Origin of the sequence: Bacillus sp. BB51/4 (assembly GCF_008368845.1) — a bacterium.
GTDB classification, from domain to species: Bacteria; Bacillota; Bacilli; order Bacillales; family Bacillaceae_G; genus Bacillus_A; species Bacillus_A wiedmannii.
Map to the genome: position 1 here is coordinate 223,181 of NZ_QOSC01000009.1, position 22,924 is coordinate 246,104.

Genomic DNA, 22,924 nt, shown 5'->3' on the forward strand with positions numbered 1-22,924 from the left:
CTCTTACTATACTTATCAATTATGTAATTGGTTTCTTTTATTTAAAAAATATGTTTTTCTACCATATAGTATGCTTGCTTAGACAACCACCATTTCCATCTTCTAAAGAAACATCCCAATAAACTGAAAATTAAGTTATAATATCATTATAAAATATGAAGGAGGAATGCACGCATGTACTACAACACTTCATTCGAAAACGATCAACCTGTAGGCCGTCTATAAACTAAGACGGGCATTCATATAACACGTGCATTATGCCTCGTCTTAGGGAACTCATAATACCCTAAAAATAGACGGAGGTACTTTAACATGAAACAAACAATTTTAGGAGCTATATGTTTATCACTAGCAGCTAGTATATGGGGCGGTATGTATGTTGTTAGCAAATACGTACTCGACTTTATCCCACCACTGACACTCGTTTGGCTACGCTTTATCGTTGCTTTTGTTGTTTTATATGCAATTTTGAAAATAGCTGAGAAAAAGCAAAAGAAAAAAATAACCATACGCAAAAAAGATTGGCTATTATTCGCTTGGATTGGATTTATCGGATACTTCATTTCGATCACATGTCAATTTATCGGAACAAAATTATCTGATGCTCATACAGGCTCGTTAGTAACATCAGCCACCCCTGCATTTATGGTTATCTTTGCAGCGATCATTTTAAAAGAAAAGCTAACCGCTCGTAGACTGCTATCTACTATCATAGCGACAATTGGCGTCATTATCGTCATTGGATGGGATATTGAAATTGGCTCCTATTTTATCGGTACGATCATATTAGTCGGGGCCGCTATTACGTGGGCTTTACTATCCATTTATGTAAAGATTGCTTCAGTTCGATTTTCATCTTTAGTGATTACAACGTACGCCATATTCTTTTCACTCTTTTTCATTACACCTTTTATGATATGGGAACTACAATCAACCTCTATCGAAACAGTAAATACGTACGTAATATTAGGCGTAATTTACTTAGGTGTCGTCTCAACGGCAGGTGCCTTTTTCCTTTGGAATAAAGGATTAGAATTAATGGACGCTAGCATCGGCTCTTTATTTTTCTTCTTCCAACCTATCGTTGGATCGTTGCTTGGTTGGCTCTTATTAAATGAGACATTAAATAGTAACTTTTTTATTGGTGGTATCCTTATTATATGTAGTGTTTTCATTACTACTTTTGAAAAGAAATGAAAAACAGGCAGAGATTCTTAATCTCTGCCTGTTTTTATACACTCTTTACGCACTCCAATGCGATGGACGGGACAATAATTTCGGTAATTTCGTATGTTTGTCCCCTCTCGCCGCATTAACTTGAACTTGCGTCAGAAAAATACTATTTGTAAAATCGGCCCCACGAATATCTGCATCCCGCAAATCTGCTCCGATGAGATCTGCTCCACGTAAGTCTGCGCCATTTAAATTAGCCGCAATTAAATACGCTCCTCTTAAATTCGCCCCTTGTAAATTTTTCTTTTTCAGATTTGCTCCCATAAGGTCTGCTCCGCGGTGAATGATTCGCTTCTTACGCGCAGCATTCATTTCCTTCCAAACTAGCTCACTCGTTTCTAAAAGTAAAACATTTACTTCTGCACGGTGTAACGGGATATTTACTTTCATTAACTCGTCCGCAGTTAAATTCGAAAGGCGCTCAGTCTCTTCAATTGCTTTATTTAGTTCTTTATGAATTGGCTGCGTCGCCTTTAATAGAATAGCCTCATTCAAATACCAAAGCATTTCATGAAGCTGATGCATAACTGGAAAAGCATCATACATTTCTCTTGCATGCTTAGCATCTTTCCGCCAATCAATCCCGTTAAATGTAACTTGAGAAATCTTCTGTCCAGCGCCGAAACATTCAAATACTGTACAACCTTTATAACCTTTTCCTCTAAGATCTTTATGTATGCTACATTTATAATCTGACTGTAAATTAGAACATGGCTTCCCACCATCTTTATTCACCGCAAAATCTACCGATGCTGCGAACGGTAACGCCACGCAACATAAACCGAAGCATTTTTCGCAGTTTGCTTTTAAATGATCGTTATGATTAGTCAAAATGTATACCCCCTGTTGTCTTTTGACTATTTCATAATATTCCAACTGCACAAAATAATCAATTTTAAAATAAATTGGCATCTTTCATTTCAAATCACAACTTTATCATTCGATTTCCTTTCAATTGAAAAAGACTAATTCTATCTAATGAATTATAATTAAATTATAAATTTTCAAACTAAAAGGAGACTTACTATGGCACTACAAATGAAAACAAACTGTCAAATTTGCGATCAATCGCTGGAGCAAGATTCTGAAGCTTACATTTGCGTGTATGAATGTACATTTTGTGCACCATGTACAGAAGAAAGACAAAACGTTTGCCCAAACTGCGGCGGCGAGTTAGTACGTAGACCGAAAAAGAAACAATAAAAAGCAAAGCGATATCGCTTTGCTTTTTTTAGACTTATGAAATTATATCAACGATTTTTCAAATATATCGAACACAACTTAAATATTTAAAAATTTAACACAAACAGGCTCTGGCACAACAACGTCAGATTGGATAAGCGTTAACTTACCTGTAGATTCACTTCTTGAAAATAACACAAGATTATGTGATTTTTCATTTGTAGCAACAAGAAACTTTTCAGTCGGGTCTAACACAAAGTCCCTCGGCCAATTTCCTTCTGTAGATGTATGTGCAACAAATGTAAGCTGGCCTGCATTTTGATCCACACTGAAAACAGCAATACTATTATGACCACGATTACCCGCATATACAAAACGGCCGTCAGAAGAAATATGAATCGCACTTCCTTGACTATTGTCATCAAATTCTTTCGGCACTGTAGCAATGTACTGTAATTCTGTAAAGGACCCTTCTTCTGGATTATATGATAACGTAATGACTTCCGAACTCAGTTCAGTCATCACATAAGCGTGCCTTCCGTTCGGGTGAAAAGTAATATGTCTCGGACCACTTCCTGGTTTTACAGACAAGCTATTTACTTCTTTTAACTTACTATCTTTTATTTCATACGTAATGATTTTATCTATCCCTAAATCAACGCCCACTACATATTTTTCATCAGGAGTATATCCCGCGTAATGTGCATGTGGTTTTTCTTGTCTTTCTTTATTCGGACCTGAACCTTCATGTGTAATAATAGATGTGGCAGCATTTACAGTTCCAGCTTCTTGATTAACTACGAAAGACTCTATCGTTCCTTTATGGTAATTCGCTGTAACTACCGTACCATTTTCACTATCCACACTAATATGACAAGGAGAAGCCCCTTCTACTACTTGTCTGTTTTGTTCCGTTAGCTCTCCAGTATGACTAATCGAATAAGCAGCTATACCACCAGATTCGCCTTCCTTAACAACAGAATAAAGATATTGATTATTTTTGCTAACCGTTACATATGTAGGGTTATCTAGCTTAGCCGCAAGCGTTACATTACTAACTTTTTGTGCTTCTGTATTTAATGTAAAAGTATATATCCCTTCACTATTTTCTTTCGTGTACGTTCCAACATATCCAATAAACTCTTTGTTATCCGTCATTTTCATAACCCTCTCCCTATATTTTTCATTCACCATACTTCTTAAAATATTTTATGTTGAAAGAGTATCCTAAAAAATCGGAGTACCTCTTTATAAGTTACCATATTTCCCTGCCAAATAGCCTCTAAACCCACTTTTTCTGAAAAGCCGCTATACTCTCATATTCTTCTTCCAGATGACGGGCCAGACGAATATAGATCGGTATTAATTCTTTATATTTCTCCACACTTTCCATGTTTGGCTCATGATAAAAATTGGCACCTACCATATGAGAAACTACATGTAATGTATCTATTTCACCTAAACTATATAACCCGAGGATTGCCGCTCCTAAGCAAGAGCTTTCGAAACTTTCAGGAACATATACGTCTTGATGAAAAATATCCGCCATCATCTGTCTCCAAAGTTCCGATCTTGCAAAGCCACCTGTCGCTTGAATTTTTTTCGGTTCACCAATTAGCTCTTTTAAAGCAAGAAGAACTGTATACAAGTTATAAATGATTCCCTCTAAAACAGCACGGATAAGATGCTCTTTCTTATGATGTAGCCCAAGCCCAAAGAAAGATCCACGCGCATTCGCATTCCATAAAGGAGCTCTTTCTCCTGCTAAATACGGATGAAATAATAAACCATCCGATCCAGGATTCACTTTCGCTGCTATTTCAGTAAGCAATTCATAAGGATCTTTTCCTAAGCGCTTCCCATCCTCAACTTCTAACGTACATAATTGGTCGCGAACCCACCTAAAAATCATGCCACCATTATTAACCGGTCCACCAATTACCCAAAGGTCCTCAGTTAACGCGTAACAAAAAGTCCTACCTTTCGGATCCGTTACAGGCTGATTTGTGACAACTCGTACTGCACCGCTCGTACCAATTGTAATAGCAACAACCCCAGGTTCTATTGCATTCACACCTAAATTCGATAGTACTCCATCACTCGCACCGACTATAAAAGGAGTAGTAACAAGTACATTCATCTCTCTTGCAAGTTCTTCATTTATCCCGATTAAACTATGCGTCGTTGGAACAACTGTAGATAGCTTTTCATTTGTAATTCCTGCAACACGAAGAACTTCTTCATCCCATTTTAAAGTTTTCAAATTGAACATTCCTGTTGCTGATGCAATAGAATAATCAATTACATACTCCTTAAATAACTTATAAAAAACATACTCTTTAATTGAGATGAATTTATAGCTTTTTGCAAATAACTCAGCATGTTCATTTTTAAGCCAAACTAATTTTGAAAGTGGTGACATAGGATGGATTGGTGTTCCAGTACGAAGGTAAATTTCATGACCATTCATATCATTTTTTATTTTTTCTGCCCAGCTTGCACTTCTATTATCTGCCCAAGTAATACATCTCGTTAACGGCTTCCCTGCTTCGTCTACAGCAATGACACTATGCATTGCCGAACTAAAAGAAACACAAAGAATATCAACTGGCTGCACATTACTTGATTGTATCGTTTCTTTAATCGTATGTATGACCGCTTGAAAAATCTCTTCTGGATCTTGTTCTGCTGTTTCTGGTTCGGGAGAATATAAAGGGTATTCAATCCCATGACTTGTAATAACTGATCCATCCACCGAAAACAAAACTGATTTTGTACTAGTTGTCCCAATATCTACACCAATCATATATTTCGAGTTCACTATGTAACCCCTTTCAAATTATTCCTATAACAAAAGAGCACCATGATGTATACAAAAAGACGCTCCCTTATGAGAGCTACGTTTTCATAAACTTCACTCTCATAAGGGGCTCCTTTTTATAACCATTGTGCTGTTTTGAAAATGCATGGTGTCTTTTCATATCGCTGCTTTCACGTAATAAGGTGCCAAACTCGGGATTTATTTTACAGGATGAAGTTACATAGAGATTGGTCCTCTCGTGAAAAAGCAATTTGTGAAAACTTTACTTCCTTATAACTTAGGCGCTTTCGCCCAATCCGCAGCAAACTTTTCAATACCTTGATCTGTTAGTGGATGCATAGCAAGTTGTTCAATGACTTTATAAGGAATTGTAGCAATATGTGCACCTGCCATCGCTACACGAGTGACATGGTCTGGGTGTCTGACAGAAGCCGCAATAATTTGTGTATCTAATTGATGCACATCGAATAATTCAGCAATTTTAGCAACTAATAGTACGCCATCTTCAGAAATATCATCTAAGCGACCTAAAAATGGAGAAACGTACGTTGCACCTGCTCGAGCAGCTAAAAGAGCTTGGTTCACAGTGAAAATAAGTGTAACGTTCGTTTTCACACCTTTTTCAGTAAGGTAGCGGCAAGCTTCTAATCCTGCTAGTGTCATCGGAAGTTTTATCGTGATGTTTTTATCGCCACCATTAATTTTAATCAGTTCTTCTGCTTGGGAGATCATTTCTTCAGCTGCTACAACATCTGGAGTTACTTCTGCCGAAACAGATTCAACGTTAGGTACTGCCTGACAAATTTCTGCAATACGGTCTTCAAACTTAATGCCTTCTTTCGCTACTAAAGACGGATTCGTTGTAACACCAGCTAAAACACCTAGTTTATATGCTTTTTTTATATCCTCAAGATTTGCAGTATCAATAAAAAACTTCATGATTTATTCCCTCCATTTTTTAAACGTTAACGAGTTATACTTTTAAAATGTTTATTTCTTTTCTACTGCATGTCCGCCAAATTCATTGCGCAGAGCTGCTACAACTTTCCCTGTAAATGTATCATTGTCTAATGAGCGGTAGCGCATTAATAACGACATTGCGATAACAGGAGTTGCTGTTTGAAGGTCTAATGCTGTTTCTACTGTCCATTTTCCTTCACCAGAAGAATGCATAACGCCCTTAATTTCATCCAGTTTTGCATCTTTAGAAAATGCATTTTCTGTTAATTCCATTAACCAAGAGCGAATGACTGAACCGTTGTTCCATACTCTTGATACTTTTTCATAATCGTAGTCAAATTCACTTTTCTCTAGGATCTCAAATCCTTCACCAATAGCAGCCATCATACCGTATTCAATTCCGTTGTGAACCATTTTTAAGAAGTGACCACTACCAGCTTTTCCAGCATATAAGTATCCATTTTCTACAGCTGTATCACGGAAGATAGGTTCAACGATGTCCCAAGCTTCTTGATCTCCTCCGATCATGTAACAAGCACCATTACGAGCACCTTCCATTCCGCCAGAAGTTCCTGCATCCATAAAGTGAATACCATCTTTCTTTAATTGCTCATATCGGCGAATAGACTCTTTATAATGTGAATTACCAGCTTCAATTAAAATATCTCCTTTTGATAACAGCGGAGTAATCTCATTAATAACAGAATCAACAACAGCGTGCGGAACCATTACCCAAAGAATTCTTGGTGATTCCAATGATTGAACGAGTTCGCTTAAACTAGATACACCTGTAGCACCATACTCTTTCATTTCTTCCACCGCACTCGTATTTAAATCGAATGCCGCTACTTCATGTTTATGATCCATTAAATTCTTCCCTAAATTTAATCCCATTTTACCTAAACCAATTAATCCTACTCTCATAATATAATTCCTCCTTGAATTACCTTTCATCATAAATACATGTTAATAAAATGATGAATATCTTTTTTGCGTATTGCTTTACTTATAAGAATGTACTTATTTTTTCAATCCCTCATCTAACCACCATTTAAATTCACTTTCTTGTAATAGAGCTTGAGCAGCATCCGGACCATACGAGCCAGACTCATATTCATGAAGAGGTAACAAGTTTTCTTCGAATGCTTCAAGTATTGGCTGCACCCATTCCCATGACAATTCAACTTCTCTCCAGTGTGCAAAGAATGTAGCATCTCCACATACAGCATCATAAATGAGTCTTTCATAAGCTTCAGGTATTCCCACTCCTGTTTGCTCACAAGTAAAATGAATACGGATCGGTTCAAGCTCTCCATTGTTCAATGGATTTTTACTATTTAATTGGAGTGAAACATTTTCATTTGGGCTAATTTCAATGATTAACAAATTAGGCTCTGCATTTGGATTACTATCTTGATATTGCTGCTTTAATGTATTTTTAAATTCAATTACAATACGAGTAGACTTTTCTTTCATTCTTTTTCCTGTTCGTATATAAAAAGGAACATCAGTCCAAAATGGGTTATCAATCCATAAGCGAGCCGCAACATATGTATCTGTTTGAGAAGAAGGATTTACTCCTGGCTCCTCTCTATACGCTACAACTTCTTGTCCTTTTATCTCCCCTGAAGCATATTGTCCGCGAATGATATGGTTCTGAACGTCTTCTTTTTTCACTTTACGAAGAGTTTCCATTACCTTTCGTTTTTCCTCACGAATTTCACATGCATTTATCTTTTCCGGCAGATTCATAGCAGTCATCATTAATATTTGCAACATATGATTTTGAACCATATCGCGAATGGCTCCTGCATGATCATAATATGCTGCCCTTTCTTCTACCCCAACCGTTTCACTAGCTGTTATTTGTACATTCGCAATATGTTCTTTATTCCAAATCGATTGAAGAACAGGATTTGCAAATTCAAGTGCTTCAATGTTTTGAATCATCGGTTTACCTAAATAATGATCAATACGGTATATTTCGTCTTCTTCAAACGTTCGACTAAGCCTATCATTCAGCTCTCGGGCAGATGTAAGATCATGACCAAACGGTTTCTCAATCATCAGGCGCTTCCATCCATCCGTTCCATCGAGTCCACTTTCTTTAATATTTAAAGCAATTGTCTCAAAGAAGTCAGGAGTAACTGAAAGGTAGAACATTCTATTCCCTTGTATATTTTGTTCTTCTTCCCTTTCACGGACTACTTGTAATAACCTTTTATAATCTTCTGGCTTATTCACATCTAACGGACAATAACGAAAATACTCTAAAAAATCTTCTATTTTCGGAGTACCTTCTTCTCTGCGACGAGAAAAAGTTTCTATGGACTCTTTTATTCTTTTTTGAAAATCTAAATGAGATACTTCACGTCTTCCAAGCCCAATAACGGATATTGGCTTTGGAAGCTTTTGATCTCTATATAAGTTATATAGCGCGGGGTAAATTTTTCTTTTCGCTAAATCCCCTGTCGCTCCAAATAAAACAAAGGTCATCGATTCCAATTTCAGTCCTCCTCGTGATGTATAGTCATTGCCACTATAGTAAGAATGCATTGTACAGAAGCTACTATTATTGTTGATCCAATCTTACTTCTTAACTTCTAATTTTTTATAGTTGTCGCTTTCTAATTGTCCCCAATATTAATAGTGGCAATTCAAAGCATTTTTACCACATGCTACTTACCCACCTTCACTTATATAAAACAACTTAATTACTTTTAGTTATTTAATTACTTTATGTCTACAATATTAACTACATAGATTATAATCGTCAAGAAAAGTGTCTCGAATTAAAGATTTTTATTCCGTAACATCTTATTAGAAATATGTTCATGAACTGAAAATAAATATTCTTGTTCGGTTTTGACTTTTTATTATTGTTTCAAATGATTTTTAACTGCCCTTATAACTAATTCATGATCTTCTTCTGGTGGTAACCCTGAAACTGTTATCATTCCAATAACTCCTACATCTTTTATTTGCACAGGAACGCAACCACCAAACGCAGCATAATCCGACCTATCTAAAAGATACTTTTCATTATATGGAACACCCGTTATTTCACTTTGTATTTGCATATAATACGAGCTATGATTGTGCAAAGAAACAACTCGTTTTTTACGCTCAATCCATTTCGTATTTTCCTCAGTTGTCCCCGTCATCTTGAAATGAAATAGTTGCACACCATTTTTCGCTATATCAACAGCAATCAATTTCCCTTCTTTCCTCGCTGTTTCAACGATAAATAAACCTATTTGCAAAGCATCTTCATTTGTAAAAGAGGCAAATTGAAGTTTTTCCTCCTCTATTAAAATTTGTTTACTAATTTCATTCAAATTTGAAGTACTCATATGTTTATCCCCCTTACTCACTTTATGCCACATTGCTATTTTTAAAATTATGCGCCCCTACCGTACTGACTTTCCATATAACCTAATAACGTAAAGCGTATTCTTTTCTTCTTGGTGCTATTATGAATTATATTTAACGCCTTAAAAATGTATGTCCTTTCGTACTAAACATTTCGTATAGAAGTTTTCTTCCGGATACTTCTTACAATCATAAAAAAACCAGTTGATTGGGCAACCGGTTCGCTAAAATTTTCATCTAGGATATTCATTCAACCAAATGAATGCTAGTTCATAATCATCGAAAAATTTTATAGATTCTTTTGTATTGGATTGTTGTAAATAATTCAGTATCTCCCCTTCTTCAAGGAGAAAAGCAATTGCCTTACTGTGATTCAAAATCGTTTCGTTGAAGAACTTATCTTTCCATGCTTTTTGAACTGAAAAATGATCTGGCGTGTACCCTTTTCTATCTACCAGCAATTTGTATTTCCGTCCCTCGGAAATGAATTGCTGACAAACTTGCTCGAAGCCATTAAACCATTCATAAACATCATCTGTTTTAATCTTGCCTATAAGACGAGTAACAATTATATCTCCGGAAACCATTGTACTAATATTCAGTTTAATCAATCTAAAATCATCTCCCTTAGTTACAATTATGCGTGAATCCCTCATAAAATCAATAAGATCAAACTGTAACGCATTAAAAAGGGACAGACTCTCCAAACGGAGAAGTCTGTCCCAAAATCGTTCTATTTTATTTTACATTAAAACTAACAATCGTGAATTAGAATAATGACTTAATACTTGCTAAAACAGTAAGTACACCTACAATAATAACAAATACGTTACTCATTTTCCCTTTGTATTTAGCTAGTACTGGTACTTTATTGATTGCATACATCGGTAATAGACATAAGATAGCAGCAACTAATGGACCGCTTAGAGAATCAATAAGTCCAAGAATACTTGGATTTGTATAAGCAACAAACCAGCATGATAATACAACAAAAGTAAGAACGATTGTCTTAATTGTTTTTTCTTCAATAACTTTTCCACGTGATTTACCGAACTTAATAATCATGTCACGCATTACTTCAAATGCTCCGATATAATGGCCAAGGAAAGATTTTGTAATAGCCACAAAAGCAATGATTGGAGCTGCAATCGTGATTACAGGTGAATTAAGCTCATTAGCAAGATATGAAAGAATTGATAAGTTTTGCTCTTTTGCCATTTTTAAATCCTCTGGAGTCAAGCTTAATGTACTACTCCAAACGAAGAACATAACTACAGCGAATGTCATGATATAACAAACTTTTTGTATTTGCGCACATTTAGCATCAGTAGCTTCTATTCCATACGTAGCTCTCTGTTTCACAACAAATGATGAAATCATAGGTGAATGATTAAATGAGAATACGATGATTGGTAGAATCAACAGTATCGTTCCAAAATATCCTGTTCCTGTTGAAGCAGTAGAAACAGCTGAAAAGCTAAGCATTGACGTATTCCACTGTGGAATTAAAGATATTGCGATAAACAGTAGAGAAGCTATGAAAGGATACACTAACATACTCATGATCTTTACAGTAATATCTTGACCAAAATTCAGTATAGCGATAAGACCAAGAACTAATACAAGTGATAAAATAGCCCTTGGAGGTTCTGGCATGTGCAATTGATGCACGATAAAACTACTTGCAGTATTTGTAAGCGCAACCGAATACATTAGCACGATTGTATAAATTGAACCGAAATATACGATGTTAAAAATGATACTTGCTTTATTTCCGAAATACTCTCTAATTGTACCTGTGATCCCCTCATCAGCAGAATTAGAAGCGTATATCATTTTAGCAAGTGCCCTATGTGAGTAATACATAACTGGATATGCAAGCAATGTAATTAGTAGTAATGATAATAAACCACCTGAACCTGCATTAATCGGTAAAAAGAGCACCCCTGCTCCAATTGCAGTTCCAAATAGGCTCAATGCCCATGTAGTATCCTGCTTATGCCACTTTTTCGGATCTGCATATTGCTCATTTTCTAGTGCGATATTTTCAGCTTGAACTTCTATTTTCTTTGCAGTATTCCCGTTCATATAATAACTCCCCCTTGTATCCTATTCTTGCGTATCTCTTTATAGCTAACGAACATTCCCTTTTTTCGGAAAATAAATTCCTTACAAGTTGCCCCACATTGTATATCCTTCATCATAATGAATCCAAATTGAAACATTCGCTAGTTAGCGTCCTAACATAAATGTTAGCGTTCACAAAAAAGTTTACTCGTACTATCCGCTCTTTATATACAGACCGCTTAAGAGAACAATATTGAATAGACTTCATAAATACGTTGCAACATTTTTAATAACAGTGTGTTACTTTAATGGTTTCTCTTACTTACTTGTAACAGTAATTTTAGATAAACCGGCCTCTCTTCATTTATGAGGCATTTCTTTCTCAATTCTATACATCACTTTCATAACTTCGGCAGCATTTATGGTATTGATTACACAAGCCACTGAAGCGCCTTACATACATTTCGCCTCTAATCACACGCCTTTCTTTCTATTAATCGCATTTTTTATATTTTCTCCAGAGATCATAAAATTTCTCTCGACGCCCTCATTATAACGTGTATATTTATAAAATTAATATTTTTATATTTTCAGAAATATTTAACGGATATAATTTTATATGGATAATAATTTACAGTTAGCATGCAACCCTTGTTCCTATCGCTTATAACGGCATTAATCAGCAAAAAACACAGTAAAATATTGTTTATTCAAGCTACTCATTTTAAAAATATTTATATTCTTCTTTATCTAAAAATTTTATTTTGATTTAAAAAAGATATTCTAATAAATAATTAACGTGGTTAAAAAGAAATTTCTTTTTAAATGCATAAACCAATTTTTAGGTTATATATTATCAATATTGCATTCATATACATTTTTAGGAAAATACATATTTTAACTTGATGACAATAAGAGAACCGCTAACATTTCACAAAAATCTTCGCTAAACGAAAAAATAAAATAAGCTGCCCATATGGACAGCTTATTTACATCATTATCATTGTTAGGAGTAGGCAAACGTATCACTTCAATGTCATCTTAATTTTAGTTTTTCTAACTCTTCTTCAGGGATATTTCTATGTTTGTATTGAATGAGTTTTATTTCATTTCCTTTTATACGAAAAATAATTGTTTCCTCTCCATAAGGCGGATTGTGTGCCCCTTCAAAAGTTTGAATTTGCACAGTTACATAGAAAATATAATTTGCTTCGTCTTTTGTTATTTCAACAATTTTTTCAGAACCTCGGTACCAAAGCTTCGGTTCCTTATAATATTTTTCAACTTCTTTGCTTATTGGTTCTATTAAAATCCCTCATTAACTAGCTCTTTTATCAAGTTTAATTTTGCAGAGAGCTCAATAAACCATTCTTCATCCCCTGTTAATAATGCAAGGTCTATAAGATAAAGGATTTGCTCCTTATTTATTACCTTTGATTCAGGGAGTTTGTTAACGTGTTTACCAAAGAGTAAAATCGCTTCGTTTATTGTGTACTTGTCGTCACGTTTCACAATGCTAACTGTAACTATATCTTCCACTTCATCAAGTGATACAATGTAACCAACTATAAATTCACCCTCATTTGATATTCCACGAACCCAATCTCCCACTTTTAAAACATGATTATTATTTGACATCATACTTTTTCACCCTCTTATAAATATTTTTTGTAACGATAAAAAAGATATAAAAACTAACTTAAACTGCAATATTTTTCATTACAGTTATTTTTTAAGAACTCACGGCTACATAATAATTAGGCCGCTTAACGTTCTTGATTAATAAGGTCAACAACTTCTTTCATTGTATAATTCTTTAAATATTCACCTAGATGTTCTTCCGCACCTAAGAAAATAGCAAAAAGAACTTTCCGCATGTTCGAACCTACAATACACTGATCATTTGATTCTGGACACTTCGGCTGCAATGCACCTTCAGAGGTTATTTGATACATATTCCAAAGATTAATTTCACTTAAATCTCGGGCAAAAATAAAACCTCCACCCGTTCCCTCTTTTGATTGTATAAACTTATGTTTTTTTAACAAACTTAGCACTTTGCGAATGCGTACTGGATGAACACCTGCACTTTCTGAAATAGCATTACTTGTTGACATCCGATCTGGCTGTAAAGCTAAATAAGTTAAACTGTGAATGGCCAAGGTAAAGTCGCTGTTCATTGTTGTCCTCCTACGATAAAAAATATGATTTCTCGTTTAGTAACATACTGTAGCCATAAATATTACAGATAGGTTAGTCAAACGTTAAAATATATAAGAAGCGTGCTTAGCATGAAAAAATAAATTCCTTTATATTCTATCAGAACTCCCCTATATCTCCTAACTTCATTTAGCTTTTTAAGTTGCAAATAAATTTAAACAGTCCACTGTTTCTTAACTTGTTCTTCTGCCAATTGTTTAATTTTTGTCCAAATCGTATCTTTACTCACAATAACATTTGTGTGATAGTTTCTATCTTTATAATTAACTGTAACACATACTTCAATCACTTCTGTTTCCTCCTTTCAAAATATTACTTATTAATTAGCCATTTTTTGCAATTCAATATTCAAAAATGTTCGAACGCTACGCGGTAAAAATTTACGAATTTCTTCCTCATTAAAACCAACCTGTAATCTTTTTTCATCCAGCATAATTGGACGACGTAACATTTGAGGATACTCAATTATTAATTTATAAAACTCATTAAGCGAAAGCGCCTCAATATTTATATTTAATTCCTGAAAAGTTTTAGATCTAGTTGAAATAATTTCAGTAGCACCATCTTCAGTTAAACGGAGAATGGATTTAAGCTCATCGACTGTAAGAGAATTTGATACGATATTTTTTTCGGTATAATCAATTTGATGTTCTTCAAGCCATGCTTTTGCTTTTCGGCATGAACTACAGCTTGCTGTCGTATATAAAATCACCATATTTTACACACTCCTTTACTTTTTAAATTATTATATAGATTATTGAAATGTATTAAAAAAAATTACAGTTTAGAATGAAATACACGTTATATTATTTATTCAAAATATAATTAATTTATCTGTTTTTTACAAACGATGGCAACTCACTTCTAAAAACTATACTGTAATTTTAAACTTTACAGTTCAATTAATCAACTGTTAAGTCTTGGATGCATTCCATTAGCGAAACAAATTATATTCCACTTTATTCATTTCTTTCCTACATGTTTAGCATAATAAAAGCTACTGCATTGAACACAGCAACATTGTAGGAGGAAATACGCGAACAAAAAAGCAAAGCGCGCACACTTTGCTTCTTACAAAATCCCTTTTAACTTTTTACCAATTAACTCCGCTAAATATTCATAACCTTGTCGGCCAAAATGTAAACCGTCTTTTTCATCATCTTCTACAAATCTTTTATAACTCTGTTCTTGAATCATCTCAGCATATAAATTCAGAAAATAACTTCCTGTTTCCTTCGCCACTTCCTCTACTACGTCTGCATACTGACCAATTACTTTATTGGTTCTATTATGCTGGCGTTTTTCATCAACTGGTGCAGGACTAATAAGTAATACTTTTTCTGGTGAAATCTTACTTACAATCTTCTCTAAATTGTCTTTGTATACTTGTAATGGTACTGGATCAAATAATACCGAATCATTCGTACCAAGAAAAACGGTTACAAAGTCTGGTTTATGGGATAGTACATCATCTTCAACCCTATGTAATGCATCGAACGTATTATCACCCGGAACCCCCGCATTTACCACCTTCCAATTTGGAAACATCTCCTGCAAACACGGTGTTAACCTCGGTGTTCCATCAAAAAAGGTTTCATCAGCTGTAATACTATCACCGAAGCATACTAACGTTTTCATAGAGCTAACTCTCCTTTTACGTACGAAACAACTTTCCTTCTACCGCCTTAATATATCTTTCAGCAGAACGTTCCACTGCCTCATTTGCATTCTCTTTCACTACTCGGTGAAAAGCATTATATAAACGATTAAACTGTAACGGCTTCACTCGATTCGCCATTTCCTCCACTTTTCTTGCTGATAATGGAATTAAGTTCGGATAGCTGTACATGAAGCTCACCCACTGCTGATCCGCTACGACTTGAATAATATCACCTGTTAATAAAATACCTTTCCCATCATTTCCTTCTTCCCAATGTAATACAGAACCGCCGCTAAAATGTCCTCCAAGACGATGAATAGTAATTCCATCCGCTAATTGTAAAGACTCGCCAGACCAGTAAATAATACGACTACTCGCGCGTACTACCCATTCTTTATCGTCTTCATGTATATAAATTGGTACATCCAACGTTTCTGCCCATTCGACTTGCGTTGAATAATAATGAGGATGAGACAGTGCAATCGCATCTAACCCGCCCCACTCTTTTATCTGCTCAATTGTCGTTTCATCTAAATAAGTAATACAATCCCATAATAAACGATAGGCATCCGTTTTTATGACAAATGCCGTTTGACCGATCGCAAATTTCGGTTTTGTCGTAATGCTATAAAGTCCATACTCTTCTTCTATCACTTCATTTTTATATGTATCACTCGTTCGCAATTTTTCTAGAGTCGTCCAAGACTGCCCTTTCGGATTCACATATTGTCTCTCCTCATCACAAATAACACAACTTACCGGTTCTTCCACACTCGCTGCATACTGTACGCCGCACGTTGTACAAACGAAATTTTTCATACTAATTCCCCCTATCCCTATATTTTTATTAAGCTGATTTTTGTTGATAATGATCTATTTTTTTATTTTCAATTAATAAACCTACTAGGGTTAGTAAGTAGACAGCTGTAACTGACAATGGAATTACAGTAAATCCATTGTCGGCAAAAAGAATCCCGCAAACTGACGTTACGAATACGGTCCCTACTGACAGTAAACCATAACTTTTACTTTCATAAATCCATACGTACGGTACAAAATGAACACCTATTAACATCGCTACTACAAAAGGTAACCACTCTGGAAATTGAAAATAGGCAAGTAACACAAACGGAATATTTAATACATTTATCCCGCCAATTACTCCAGCTAAAGTCCCGAGCGGATTTCCTTTCGCAAACATATCAATTTTTAATATGGCAGCTATCATTAGGCCGCAAGGAAACACACAACCCATACCAATTAAATACACCCACACAACTTGCTTTTCTGAAAGAAGAACACCCGTTATACTCGCTACAACCCAAAATAAAATACCAGCTATTATAACTGGAAATCCTTTTTTCGTTCTTTGTGCTAAATCTCGTTTTGCTTCTGCTATGTTCATTTCACTATCTCCCCCAAACTATTTGTACTATAAAGCCGGCTCAATTTCGCCCATCCAATAACGCCAAGCTACTAAGTAATCTTCTAAATCTTTCGGGTGGTGTCTCAAACATGTATCTATACGCAAATATAATCCTATTACTATTTCCTCGTATAAATCTCGTTCTGTTTTATGAAATACACATTGTTTCATCACATAATCAATCGTTTCTTTTGTTATATCTTCAGGAGTTGAACAGAATGCATAAATTAAATCATATATAGGATCTCCTAGCACTGGTAATGGATCAATTACTCCATACAGCTCATTCTCTTGGAATATAAAATTATGAAATCCGAAATCACCATGTAATAAAAATGGCTGATTTACTCCGGCGTCCCTATTTGCTAGTTTAAGAACAATTCTATAATCTTCCTCACTTATGTAACGTCTTACATTTTCATAAGCTTCCATCACATTTGCCGTTAAAAATTCATTCCAACATTGAACCGGACTTTCTTTCCATCCCCAGCCTTCTGCCTCTGGAACAATTTTATACTTATTGATAACTTCTTTTACAAGTGTTCTAAGCGTACTTCGTTTATATCCTTGTTCGCACGAAGTATTACCTTCAAGGAAAGAATACACAATATATGTATGTAAAGCTTCCTTATACAAAAGCTTTGAAAATAAATTATTCCCCTCATAAAATGAGAGAAAATTAGCTTCTTCACGTATTACTTCCGCTTCATTCAGCTTTACTACATATTTTTCGTCCAACAAATATACAGTACTTGTCGTTCCCCCGTTCAACGCTTTTACGCTACTTGGATCATGTGAAGTAACTTTCTCCTTAAATAGTTGTGCAGTAATTATTGAAATGTCCATTCCCTCACCCTTCAATTCCGAAGATTCCCTCAATTCAAAAGACAACTTTACTATTATTTGACAAACGAAGAGGAAACCCCTTCCGAAATCTTAATATAACAAAAATTCATTTACTTTTATATTTCAAAAATAAGGAAATACTAACAACAACTTTACATACATATAGGAGGACATTATGAAACCTGAATTTTTAAAAGCTGTACATGATGCCATTGGAAATGTCGAACACATTCATATAGAAGAAAGCGGTGCTGACAGCTTACTTATCCATCATGATGATGCACAGCAGTTACAACAAGTCGCTAAAACGTTAGAAAACAACAATTTCCGCTCTGCTCTAAGAACAACTGGAGATGCTTCGTATATTGAAGTATTGAACAGATAACGTAAAGCCCTGGCTATATGCCGGGCTTTCTTCTTTTAAATTGAAATTTTAAACTCATTCACATACACAGCTGTTCCAGCAATATCTATTTGTAATCTCTCATTTTCTCCTTCTTTCGTTACATATACCGTTACACGACCATCTTTATTCATTTCCTGTCCTTGTTCAACGATTAACTCCATTTCATGGTCAAAATCTTTCTCGACATACATCGTATAGTACGCTCCCATTACACCTGAAGCTGTTCCTGTCACTGGATCTTCAATCGTTCCAGCATAAGCCGATGAGAAATGTCGCCCATGCATTTGTGCCTGCTCATCATAAGTTTCTAAACAAACTGGATGAATAGAAGCGTTAGGTATTTCTTTTAATATCGATGGAAACACCTCATTATTAGGTTTCATTCTCTCACATACATTTAGATTTTTGACCGGTACAATTACAGTCCAGTTCCCCGTACTTCCATATACAATCGGTAAACTTACATCTAAATCATTTACGCCCAAACCAATGCTATGAGCTAATTCATCTTTTGAACCTGCAAAATCTTTAAACTGAGGTGCTGCCTGCCTCATTTTAATAAAGGCTTCTCCCTTATCATTTACATCTATTTGTATTGGTAAAATTCCTGCCTTCGTTTCAATCGTAAAATTTGTTTTCTCTTCTAATAAACCTCTTTCACGCAATGCATATATTGTCCCAACTGTCCCATGACCACATAAATCCATTTCAAAACGAGGTGTAAAAAAGCGCATTCTTATATCTGCTACTTCTGAAGAAAGAACGAAAGACGTTTCATTAAATCCAACTTTTTCAGCAATACGTTGCATTTCTTCTTCCATTAATCCATCTGCATTTAATACAATACCTGCTGGATTCCCCATACTTGGTTTATTTGTAAATGCATCGTAATGAAATACGTTTATAGTCTTCATTCTCTTTTCCTCTAACCTTCTTTAAAAATTTTATAATAAAGCTCTATCTCCGTTTTCAACGAACAATTATTTCTCCAAAATATCCTCTGCATCTTTTCATTTGAAGTATGTGTGCCTCCGATGTAATAGGTGGCCCCCATTTCCTTTAACATATGCAACGATTGAAGATGCAGCTGGGAAGCAATTCCTTTCCCGCGACAATAAGGCATTACCCCAAAATAAAATAACCGTCCTTCCCCTTCTGTTCCAGTTTCTATATGCGGTATGGACATACCAATCGGCTCATTTTTATCATAAAAAACAATACATGACTTTTCCCAGCCCTTACCTAACTCTGTTTGCACTGAATAAAAATGCTCATCGATAGTTAAAATTGAAGTTTGATTCCCTGAACCCGACATACATCGTTCCCAAATATATTTAAATTCTTTTTCCGATAACGTTCCTTCTGCTATTGATCGATATGTATATTGTCTTTCAAGCTCTTCTATATTGTTCAATTCTCTACATACTTCTATCTTTGCGGCATACAAAGAAAAACCGGCATCAAGTAACACTTTTGCACTTGAGTTATAACTACTAAACCTCTTGTTTAATACAATACTCGCTCTTTTTAGCTCCCAATTAAAACAAACCTCTTCAAATCTACTTATCTTTTCTTTATATGTTTGTACGTTATAAAAAACATCTTCTTCTATCTCTTCAATCGTTACTGCATTTGGTAAACCATTTAATATTTTTTTCGAAGGACCAAATAAATTTTGAACTACTGTAAGATCGTACTTCACCACTTTATTTCCCCCACACCCGGCTCAATAAACTTCCCTGAAGTACCCTCATTTGAATCTATTACCCAATCATATATATTTTGCGCTCCTTCAGCCGGAGTCATATTCGCATCAAAAGCACCAATGTCAGTCTTTAATTTTCCAGGGTGAATAGCAGTTACACGAATTCCTTTATCCTCAAACTCTTGTTGTAAGCAGAGTGTTAACATATTTTGTGCAGCTTTAGCAATTCGATAGGAATATGAGAACTGTCCTTGCGGAAACTCTTTGTTCGCCATTTTATGTAGTGATCCTAACCGAGAGGACACATTTATTATTCTCGGATGATCCGATTTAGCTAAAGCCACATATGTACCTTTTACAGCTCGAATTACGCCTAAGCAGTGAATATTAAATAAGTCGGTTAACTCTTCTGAATTTGTATGTAAAATCTCAGTCTCCTTTCCAGTAATTCCAGCGTTATTTATAACTAGATCAATATGCTCCGTATATTCCTTAAGCTGGTTCTTAATTTGCTCCGTACTCTCATCAATCGATAAGTCTGCCAATATAGGAAAACATCTACAACTAAATATTTGCTTCAATTGCGTTACCGCAACTTCAGTTCTAACTAACGGATAAACGATATGCCCATTTTCATGAAATACTTTGACTAACTGTAACCCTAAACCGCGATTTCCACCTGTAATTAGAACTCTCATATATCCATCTCCTTATTTTTAAAATAAATAAGAAAATCCATCCACTTATCCTTCTCTAAAGAAAAAGCCTCTCTCTTACATTCAAAAGAAAAGCCTGCTCTTTCCGCGAGATGAACGGATGGCTCATTATCAACACGTATATGTAATTCAATTCTATGAAAATGAAGACTATTAAAAAATAACGATAACGCGTTTTTCACACTTTCAACACCATATCCATTTTTCCAGTATTGATTATGTATGGAATACCCCATCATCGCCCATTGATAATCTATACGTAAAATTTTTATTAGCTCTAGCTTTCCAATATTAGCCCCGTCTTCTTTACGAAAAATACCTAATACATACATCTCATCTCGATGTGCTGCTTCATCAAAACCTCTTATCCATTCCGCGAACCATTCTTTTGTTGAAGACGACATGTCATGATAACCATCATCGTATTTATATTGAGATGGCAGCCTCTTATTAAATCCATCTAACCAACTTTCATAATCATCTTTTTGGAACGGACGGATCATAAGTCTCTCTGTTTCTACTTCTAATAATGGTAGCTTCATTTACCTCTCATCCTCGAATTATTAATTGAATATTCTTTATTATCTTACACAAAATACAAAATCTAGTAAATTATTATGTTCCTTACAAACAAAAATCCAGTCATGCTCTCACTGCATAACTGGATTCCTTATCATCTAATCACTTTTTATTCTACAAGTACATCTTCCCTTAATTCCCTCTTCAACACTTTTCCTAAAGCATTTTTCGGTAATTTGTCCATAAATACAACTTCGGGTATTTTATAACTTGCTAGTTTTTCTTTACAGTGCTGCATAATTTCTTCTTCTGTTAAAGACGTTTGCATGTCTTTTACAATGTACGCTGTCGGAATCTCTCCCCAAAAGTCATTTGGAACCCCAACTACTGCAACTTCTAAAACACCATGTATTTCATGAATGACATCTTCTACTTGATCTGGATATACGTTGTCACCACCGCGTATGATAACGTCTTTATATCTTCCCATAATATGCAGGAATCCGTCGTCATCTATCATGCCAGCATCGCCCATGTTAAACCAATTATCTTTTACTACCTTCTTTGTCGCCTTTTCATTATTCCAATATCCTTTAAACATGTATGGACTTCTTACATGAATTTCGCCAACTTCATTTGTTGTTAGTTCATCACCTGTTTCTGGATGAACAATTTTCAGCTCTACATGTTTAAGCGTTTTTCCTACAGAAGACATCTTTTCTTTCCCCATCATTGGATGCCAAGAAGTTACAACCCAACCTTCCGTACTACCATAGCCTTGCACCATATATATTCCTTTTTCCATATATTTTTGAATGAGTGTTTCTGGCACTTTTGTACCACCACTTTGCGCTACTTTAAAAGTCGAAATGTTACGTTCTTTTTTATTTAGCTCATCAAGCATGTAGCTATAAACAGCCGGGAATGCAAGCATTGTCGTAATTTTCTCTTCTTCAATCTTATCCCAAATAAGAGTAGGATTCGGATCAGCTAAGAATATCATCGTAACGCCATGATAAATACAATTTAAAATAGAAAGCACGCCACTCATATGAAACAATGGATGCACGGATAAAAAGCGCTCACCTGCTGGAATTTCTCTTTGTCCTGCAATCTCAGCAAAATAATGATGTAAGTTTTTATGTCCAATAACACATGCTTTCGCCTGTCCAGTCGTTCCTGAAGTAAATAAGTAAATCGCATCATCCTCTTCATGAACTTCTACGTTCGGTTCTGTCATTGGCTGTTCTTGTAATGTTAATTCAAATGAACCAAAACCTTCTTCTGTCGTTTTAATTACATAAGAGATTTCTTTAACAGCATCAATCTTTAATAAAACTTCTTTAAATTCTTCATCAATAACTAACACTTTTAATTTTGCTTCTTTTACAATCGTTTCTAATTCAAAAGCAGTAAGCTGATGATTTAGCGGAATACATACAGCTCCAATTTTTAAACTTGCCATCATAACGCTTGGAAACGGATGATTATTTTTGCATAGTATTCCAATACGATCCCCTCTTTGTACACCGTTATGTAGCAAATAGTGTGCAAGCTGATTTACTCGTTCATTATACTGCTGAAACGAATACCTTTTCTCTCCCCCTACAAGCGCTTCCAAATTTGGTGATTGCATTGCTCTTTTTTGTAATAATTTTTGCATCGTTCTCAAGTAAAACTCCCCTTTATATATGTTAGGTTTTTTATTTTACCAGATTAACTATTAATTTACTAAAGATTACACTTAGTGAATATAAAACTAATAAAAAAACAGCCATTTACTTCACAAGT

The 22,924-nt window shown here is 35.1% G+C and carries 25 protein-coding genes and 1 pseudogene; 3 read left to right on the forward strand and 23 right to left on the reverse strand.

Annotation, left to right across the window (positions count from 1 at the left end; all coding sequences use genetic code 11):
• The first annotated feature begins 312 nt into the window (after positions 1 to 312).
• Entirely contained in the window at positions 313 to 1,197 is an 885-nt protein-coding gene (locus DN392_RS12365) for a DMT family transporter (protein ID WP_000814750.1), read from the forward strand.
• Between the two features lie 45 nt (positions 1,198 to 1,242).
• Here the strand turns inward: DN392_RS12365 and DN392_RS12370 are convergent, their stop codons facing one another.
• Positions 1,243 to 2,064, reverse strand: coding sequence for a pentapeptide repeat-containing protein (locus DN392_RS12370; RefSeq protein WP_064469134.1), 822 nt, complete (start codon positions 2,062 to 2,064; stop codon positions 1,243 to 1,245).
• Positions 2,065 to 2,259: 195 nt separating this feature from the next.
• Here DN392_RS12370 and DN392_RS12375 point away from each other — a divergent pair, with 195 nt between their 5' ends.
• The gene (locus tag DN392_RS12375) at positions 2,260 to 2,436 is read left to right on the forward strand and encodes a DUF1272 domain-containing protein (protein ID WP_001207875.1); all 177 of its coding nucleotides are present in this window, start codon (positions 2,260 to 2,262) and stop codon (positions 2,434 to 2,436) included.
• Between the two features lie 78 nt (positions 2,437 to 2,514).
• Here the strand turns inward: DN392_RS12375 and DN392_RS12380 are convergent, their stop codons facing one another.
• The 17 genes and pseudogenes from DN392_RS12380 to DN392_RS12460 form a co-directional block, all read right to left on the reverse strand.
• Complete coding sequence (locus tag DN392_RS12380) at positions 2,515 to 3,573, reverse strand: lactonase family protein (protein ID WP_048566297.1); 1,059 nt, start codon at positions 3,571 to 3,573, stop codon at positions 2,515 to 2,517.
• Between the two features lie 124 nt (positions 3,574 to 3,697).
• Positions 3,698 to 5,239, reverse strand: a complete 1,542-nt coding sequence (gntK, locus tag DN392_RS12385) for a gluconokinase (protein WP_033658725.1) — start codon at positions 5,237 to 5,239, stop codon at positions 3,698 to 3,700.
• A gap of 267 nt (positions 5,240 to 5,506) precedes the next feature.
• Positions 5,507 to 6,175: a fructose-6-phosphate aldolase gene (fsa, locus tag DN392_RS12390; protein ID WP_000667685.1), complete on the reverse strand. Its 669-nt coding sequence runs from the start codon at positions 6,173 to 6,175 to the stop codon at positions 5,507 to 5,509.
• Between the two features lie 51 nt (positions 6,176 to 6,226).
• Positions 6,227 to 7,120: a phosphogluconate dehydrogenase (NAD(+)-dependent, decarboxylating) gene (gene gnd, locus DN392_RS12395; protein WP_001263673.1), complete on the reverse strand. Its 894-nt coding sequence runs from the start codon at positions 7,118 to 7,120 to the stop codon at positions 6,227 to 6,229.
• 96 nt (positions 7,121 to 7,216) lie between these two features.
• A complete protein-coding gene (zwf, locus tag DN392_RS12400) occupies positions 7,217 to 8,701 on the reverse strand; it encodes a glucose-6-phosphate dehydrogenase (RefSeq protein ID WP_000445323.1) in 1,485 nt (494 codons plus the stop codon).
• Positions 8,702 to 9,072: 371 nt separating this feature from the next.
• Positions 9,073 to 9,582 (reverse strand): heme-degrading domain-containing protein, encoded by a 510-nt coding sequence (locus DN392_RS12405; protein WP_074650892.1) that lies wholly within the window; start codon positions 9,580 to 9,582, stop codon positions 9,073 to 9,075.
• 219 nt (positions 9,583 to 9,801) lie between these two features.
• Entirely contained in the window at positions 9,802 to 10,224 is a 423-nt protein-coding gene (locus DN392_RS12410) for a SpoIIAA family protein (RefSeq protein WP_081257777.1), read from the reverse strand.
• A gap of 112 nt (positions 10,225 to 10,336) precedes the next feature.
• Positions 10,337 to 11,656: an aromatic amino acid transport family protein gene (locus tag DN392_RS12415; RefSeq protein WP_001014152.1), complete on the reverse strand. Its 1,320-nt coding sequence runs from the start codon at positions 11,654 to 11,656 to the stop codon at positions 10,337 to 10,339.
• A 1,015-nt stretch (positions 11,657 to 12,671) separates the two neighbouring features.
• A pseudogene (locus tag DN392_RS12420) lies at positions 12,672 to 12,947 on the reverse strand (DUF3888 domain-containing protein); the annotation flags it as partial.
• The gene (locus DN392_RS12425; protein ID WP_000987458.1) at positions 12,941 to 13,276 is read right to left on the reverse strand and encodes an IDEAL domain-containing protein; all 336 of its coding nucleotides are present in this window, start codon (positions 13,274 to 13,276) and stop codon (positions 12,941 to 12,943) included. The gene DN392_RS12425 and the pseudogene DN392_RS12420, both read right to left, overlap by 7 nt.
• Positions 13,277 to 13,401: 125 nt before the next feature.
• On the reverse strand, positions 13,402 to 13,815 hold the full coding sequence (saiR, locus tag DN392_RS12430) for an Rrf2-family transcriptional regulator SaiR (RefSeq protein WP_001083471.1): 414 nt from the start codon (positions 13,813 to 13,815) through the stop codon (positions 13,402 to 13,404).
• 194 nt (positions 13,816 to 14,009) lie between these two features.
• A complete protein-coding gene (locus DN392_RS12435) occupies positions 14,010 to 14,144 on the reverse strand; it encodes a BA3454 family stress response protein (protein WP_000573513.1) in 135 nt (44 codons plus the stop codon).
• 30 nt (positions 14,145 to 14,174) lie between these two features.
• The gene (spxA, locus tag DN392_RS12440; RefSeq protein WP_000236196.1) at positions 14,175 to 14,570 is read right to left on the reverse strand and encodes a transcriptional regulator SpxA; all 396 of its coding nucleotides are present in this window, start codon (positions 14,568 to 14,570) and stop codon (positions 14,175 to 14,177) included.
• A 356-nt stretch (positions 14,571 to 14,926) separates the two neighbouring features.
• Entirely contained in the window at positions 14,927 to 15,493 is a 567-nt protein-coding gene (locus tag DN392_RS12445) for an SGNH/GDSL hydrolase family protein (protein WP_064057418.1), read from the reverse strand.
• Positions 15,494 to 15,509: 16 nt separating this feature from the next.
• Entirely contained in the window at positions 15,510 to 16,334 is an 825-nt protein-coding gene (locus DN392_RS12450; protein ID WP_000788182.1) for an MBL fold metallo-hydrolase, read from the reverse strand.
• Between the two features lie 28 nt (positions 16,335 to 16,362).
• Positions 16,363 to 16,920: a DUF7010 family protein gene (locus DN392_RS12455; RefSeq protein WP_001017283.1), complete on the reverse strand. Its 558-nt coding sequence runs from the start codon at positions 16,918 to 16,920 to the stop codon at positions 16,363 to 16,365.
• 27 nt (positions 16,921 to 16,947) lie between these two features.
• Positions 16,948 to 17,787, reverse strand: a complete 840-nt coding sequence (locus DN392_RS12460) for a phosphotransferase (protein ID WP_064057417.1) — start codon at positions 17,785 to 17,787, stop codon at positions 16,948 to 16,950.
• Positions 17,788 to 17,962: 175 nt separating this feature from the next.
• Between DN392_RS12460 and DN392_RS12465 the strand changes: the two genes are divergently transcribed.
• Positions 17,963 to 18,172, forward strand: a complete 210-nt coding sequence (locus DN392_RS12465) for a hypothetical protein (RefSeq protein WP_000801653.1) — start codon at positions 17,963 to 17,965, stop codon at positions 18,170 to 18,172.
• 35 nt (positions 18,173 to 18,207) lie between these two features.
• Here DN392_RS12465 and DN392_RS12470 read toward each other — a convergent pair whose 3' ends face one another.
• The 5 genes from DN392_RS12470 to DN392_RS12490 all read right to left on the reverse strand — a co-directional run bounded on the left by DN392_RS12470 (position 18,208) and on the right by DN392_RS12490 (position 22,805).
• Positions 18,208 to 19,107, reverse strand: a complete 900-nt coding sequence (locus DN392_RS12470) for a PhzF family phenazine biosynthesis isomerase (protein ID WP_064057416.1) — start codon at positions 19,105 to 19,107, stop codon at positions 18,208 to 18,210.
• Between the two features lie 11 nt (positions 19,108 to 19,118).
• Positions 19,119 to 19,895 (reverse strand): GNAT family N-acetyltransferase, encoded by a 777-nt coding sequence (locus DN392_RS12475; RefSeq protein ID WP_002107996.1) that lies wholly within the window; start codon positions 19,893 to 19,895, stop codon positions 19,119 to 19,121.
• Positions 19,892 to 20,596, reverse strand: a complete 705-nt coding sequence (locus DN392_RS12480) for an SDR family NAD(P)-dependent oxidoreductase (protein ID WP_001264500.1) — start codon at positions 20,594 to 20,596, stop codon at positions 19,892 to 19,894. The genes DN392_RS12475 and DN392_RS12480 overlap by 4 nt, the downstream gene beginning before the upstream one ends.
• Complete coding sequence (locus DN392_RS12485) at positions 20,593 to 21,156, reverse strand: GNAT family N-acetyltransferase (protein ID WP_061672766.1); 564 nt, start codon at positions 21,154 to 21,156, stop codon at positions 20,593 to 20,595. Before DN392_RS12485 ends, DN392_RS12480 begins: the two co-directional genes overlap by 4 nt.
• Before the next feature lie 146 nt (positions 21,157 to 21,302).
• On the reverse strand, positions 21,303 to 22,805 hold the full coding sequence (locus tag DN392_RS12490) for a class I adenylate-forming enzyme family protein (RefSeq protein WP_064057415.1): 1,503 nt from the start codon (positions 22,803 to 22,805) through the stop codon (positions 21,303 to 21,305).
• Positions 22,806 to 22,924 lie beyond the last annotated feature (119 nt).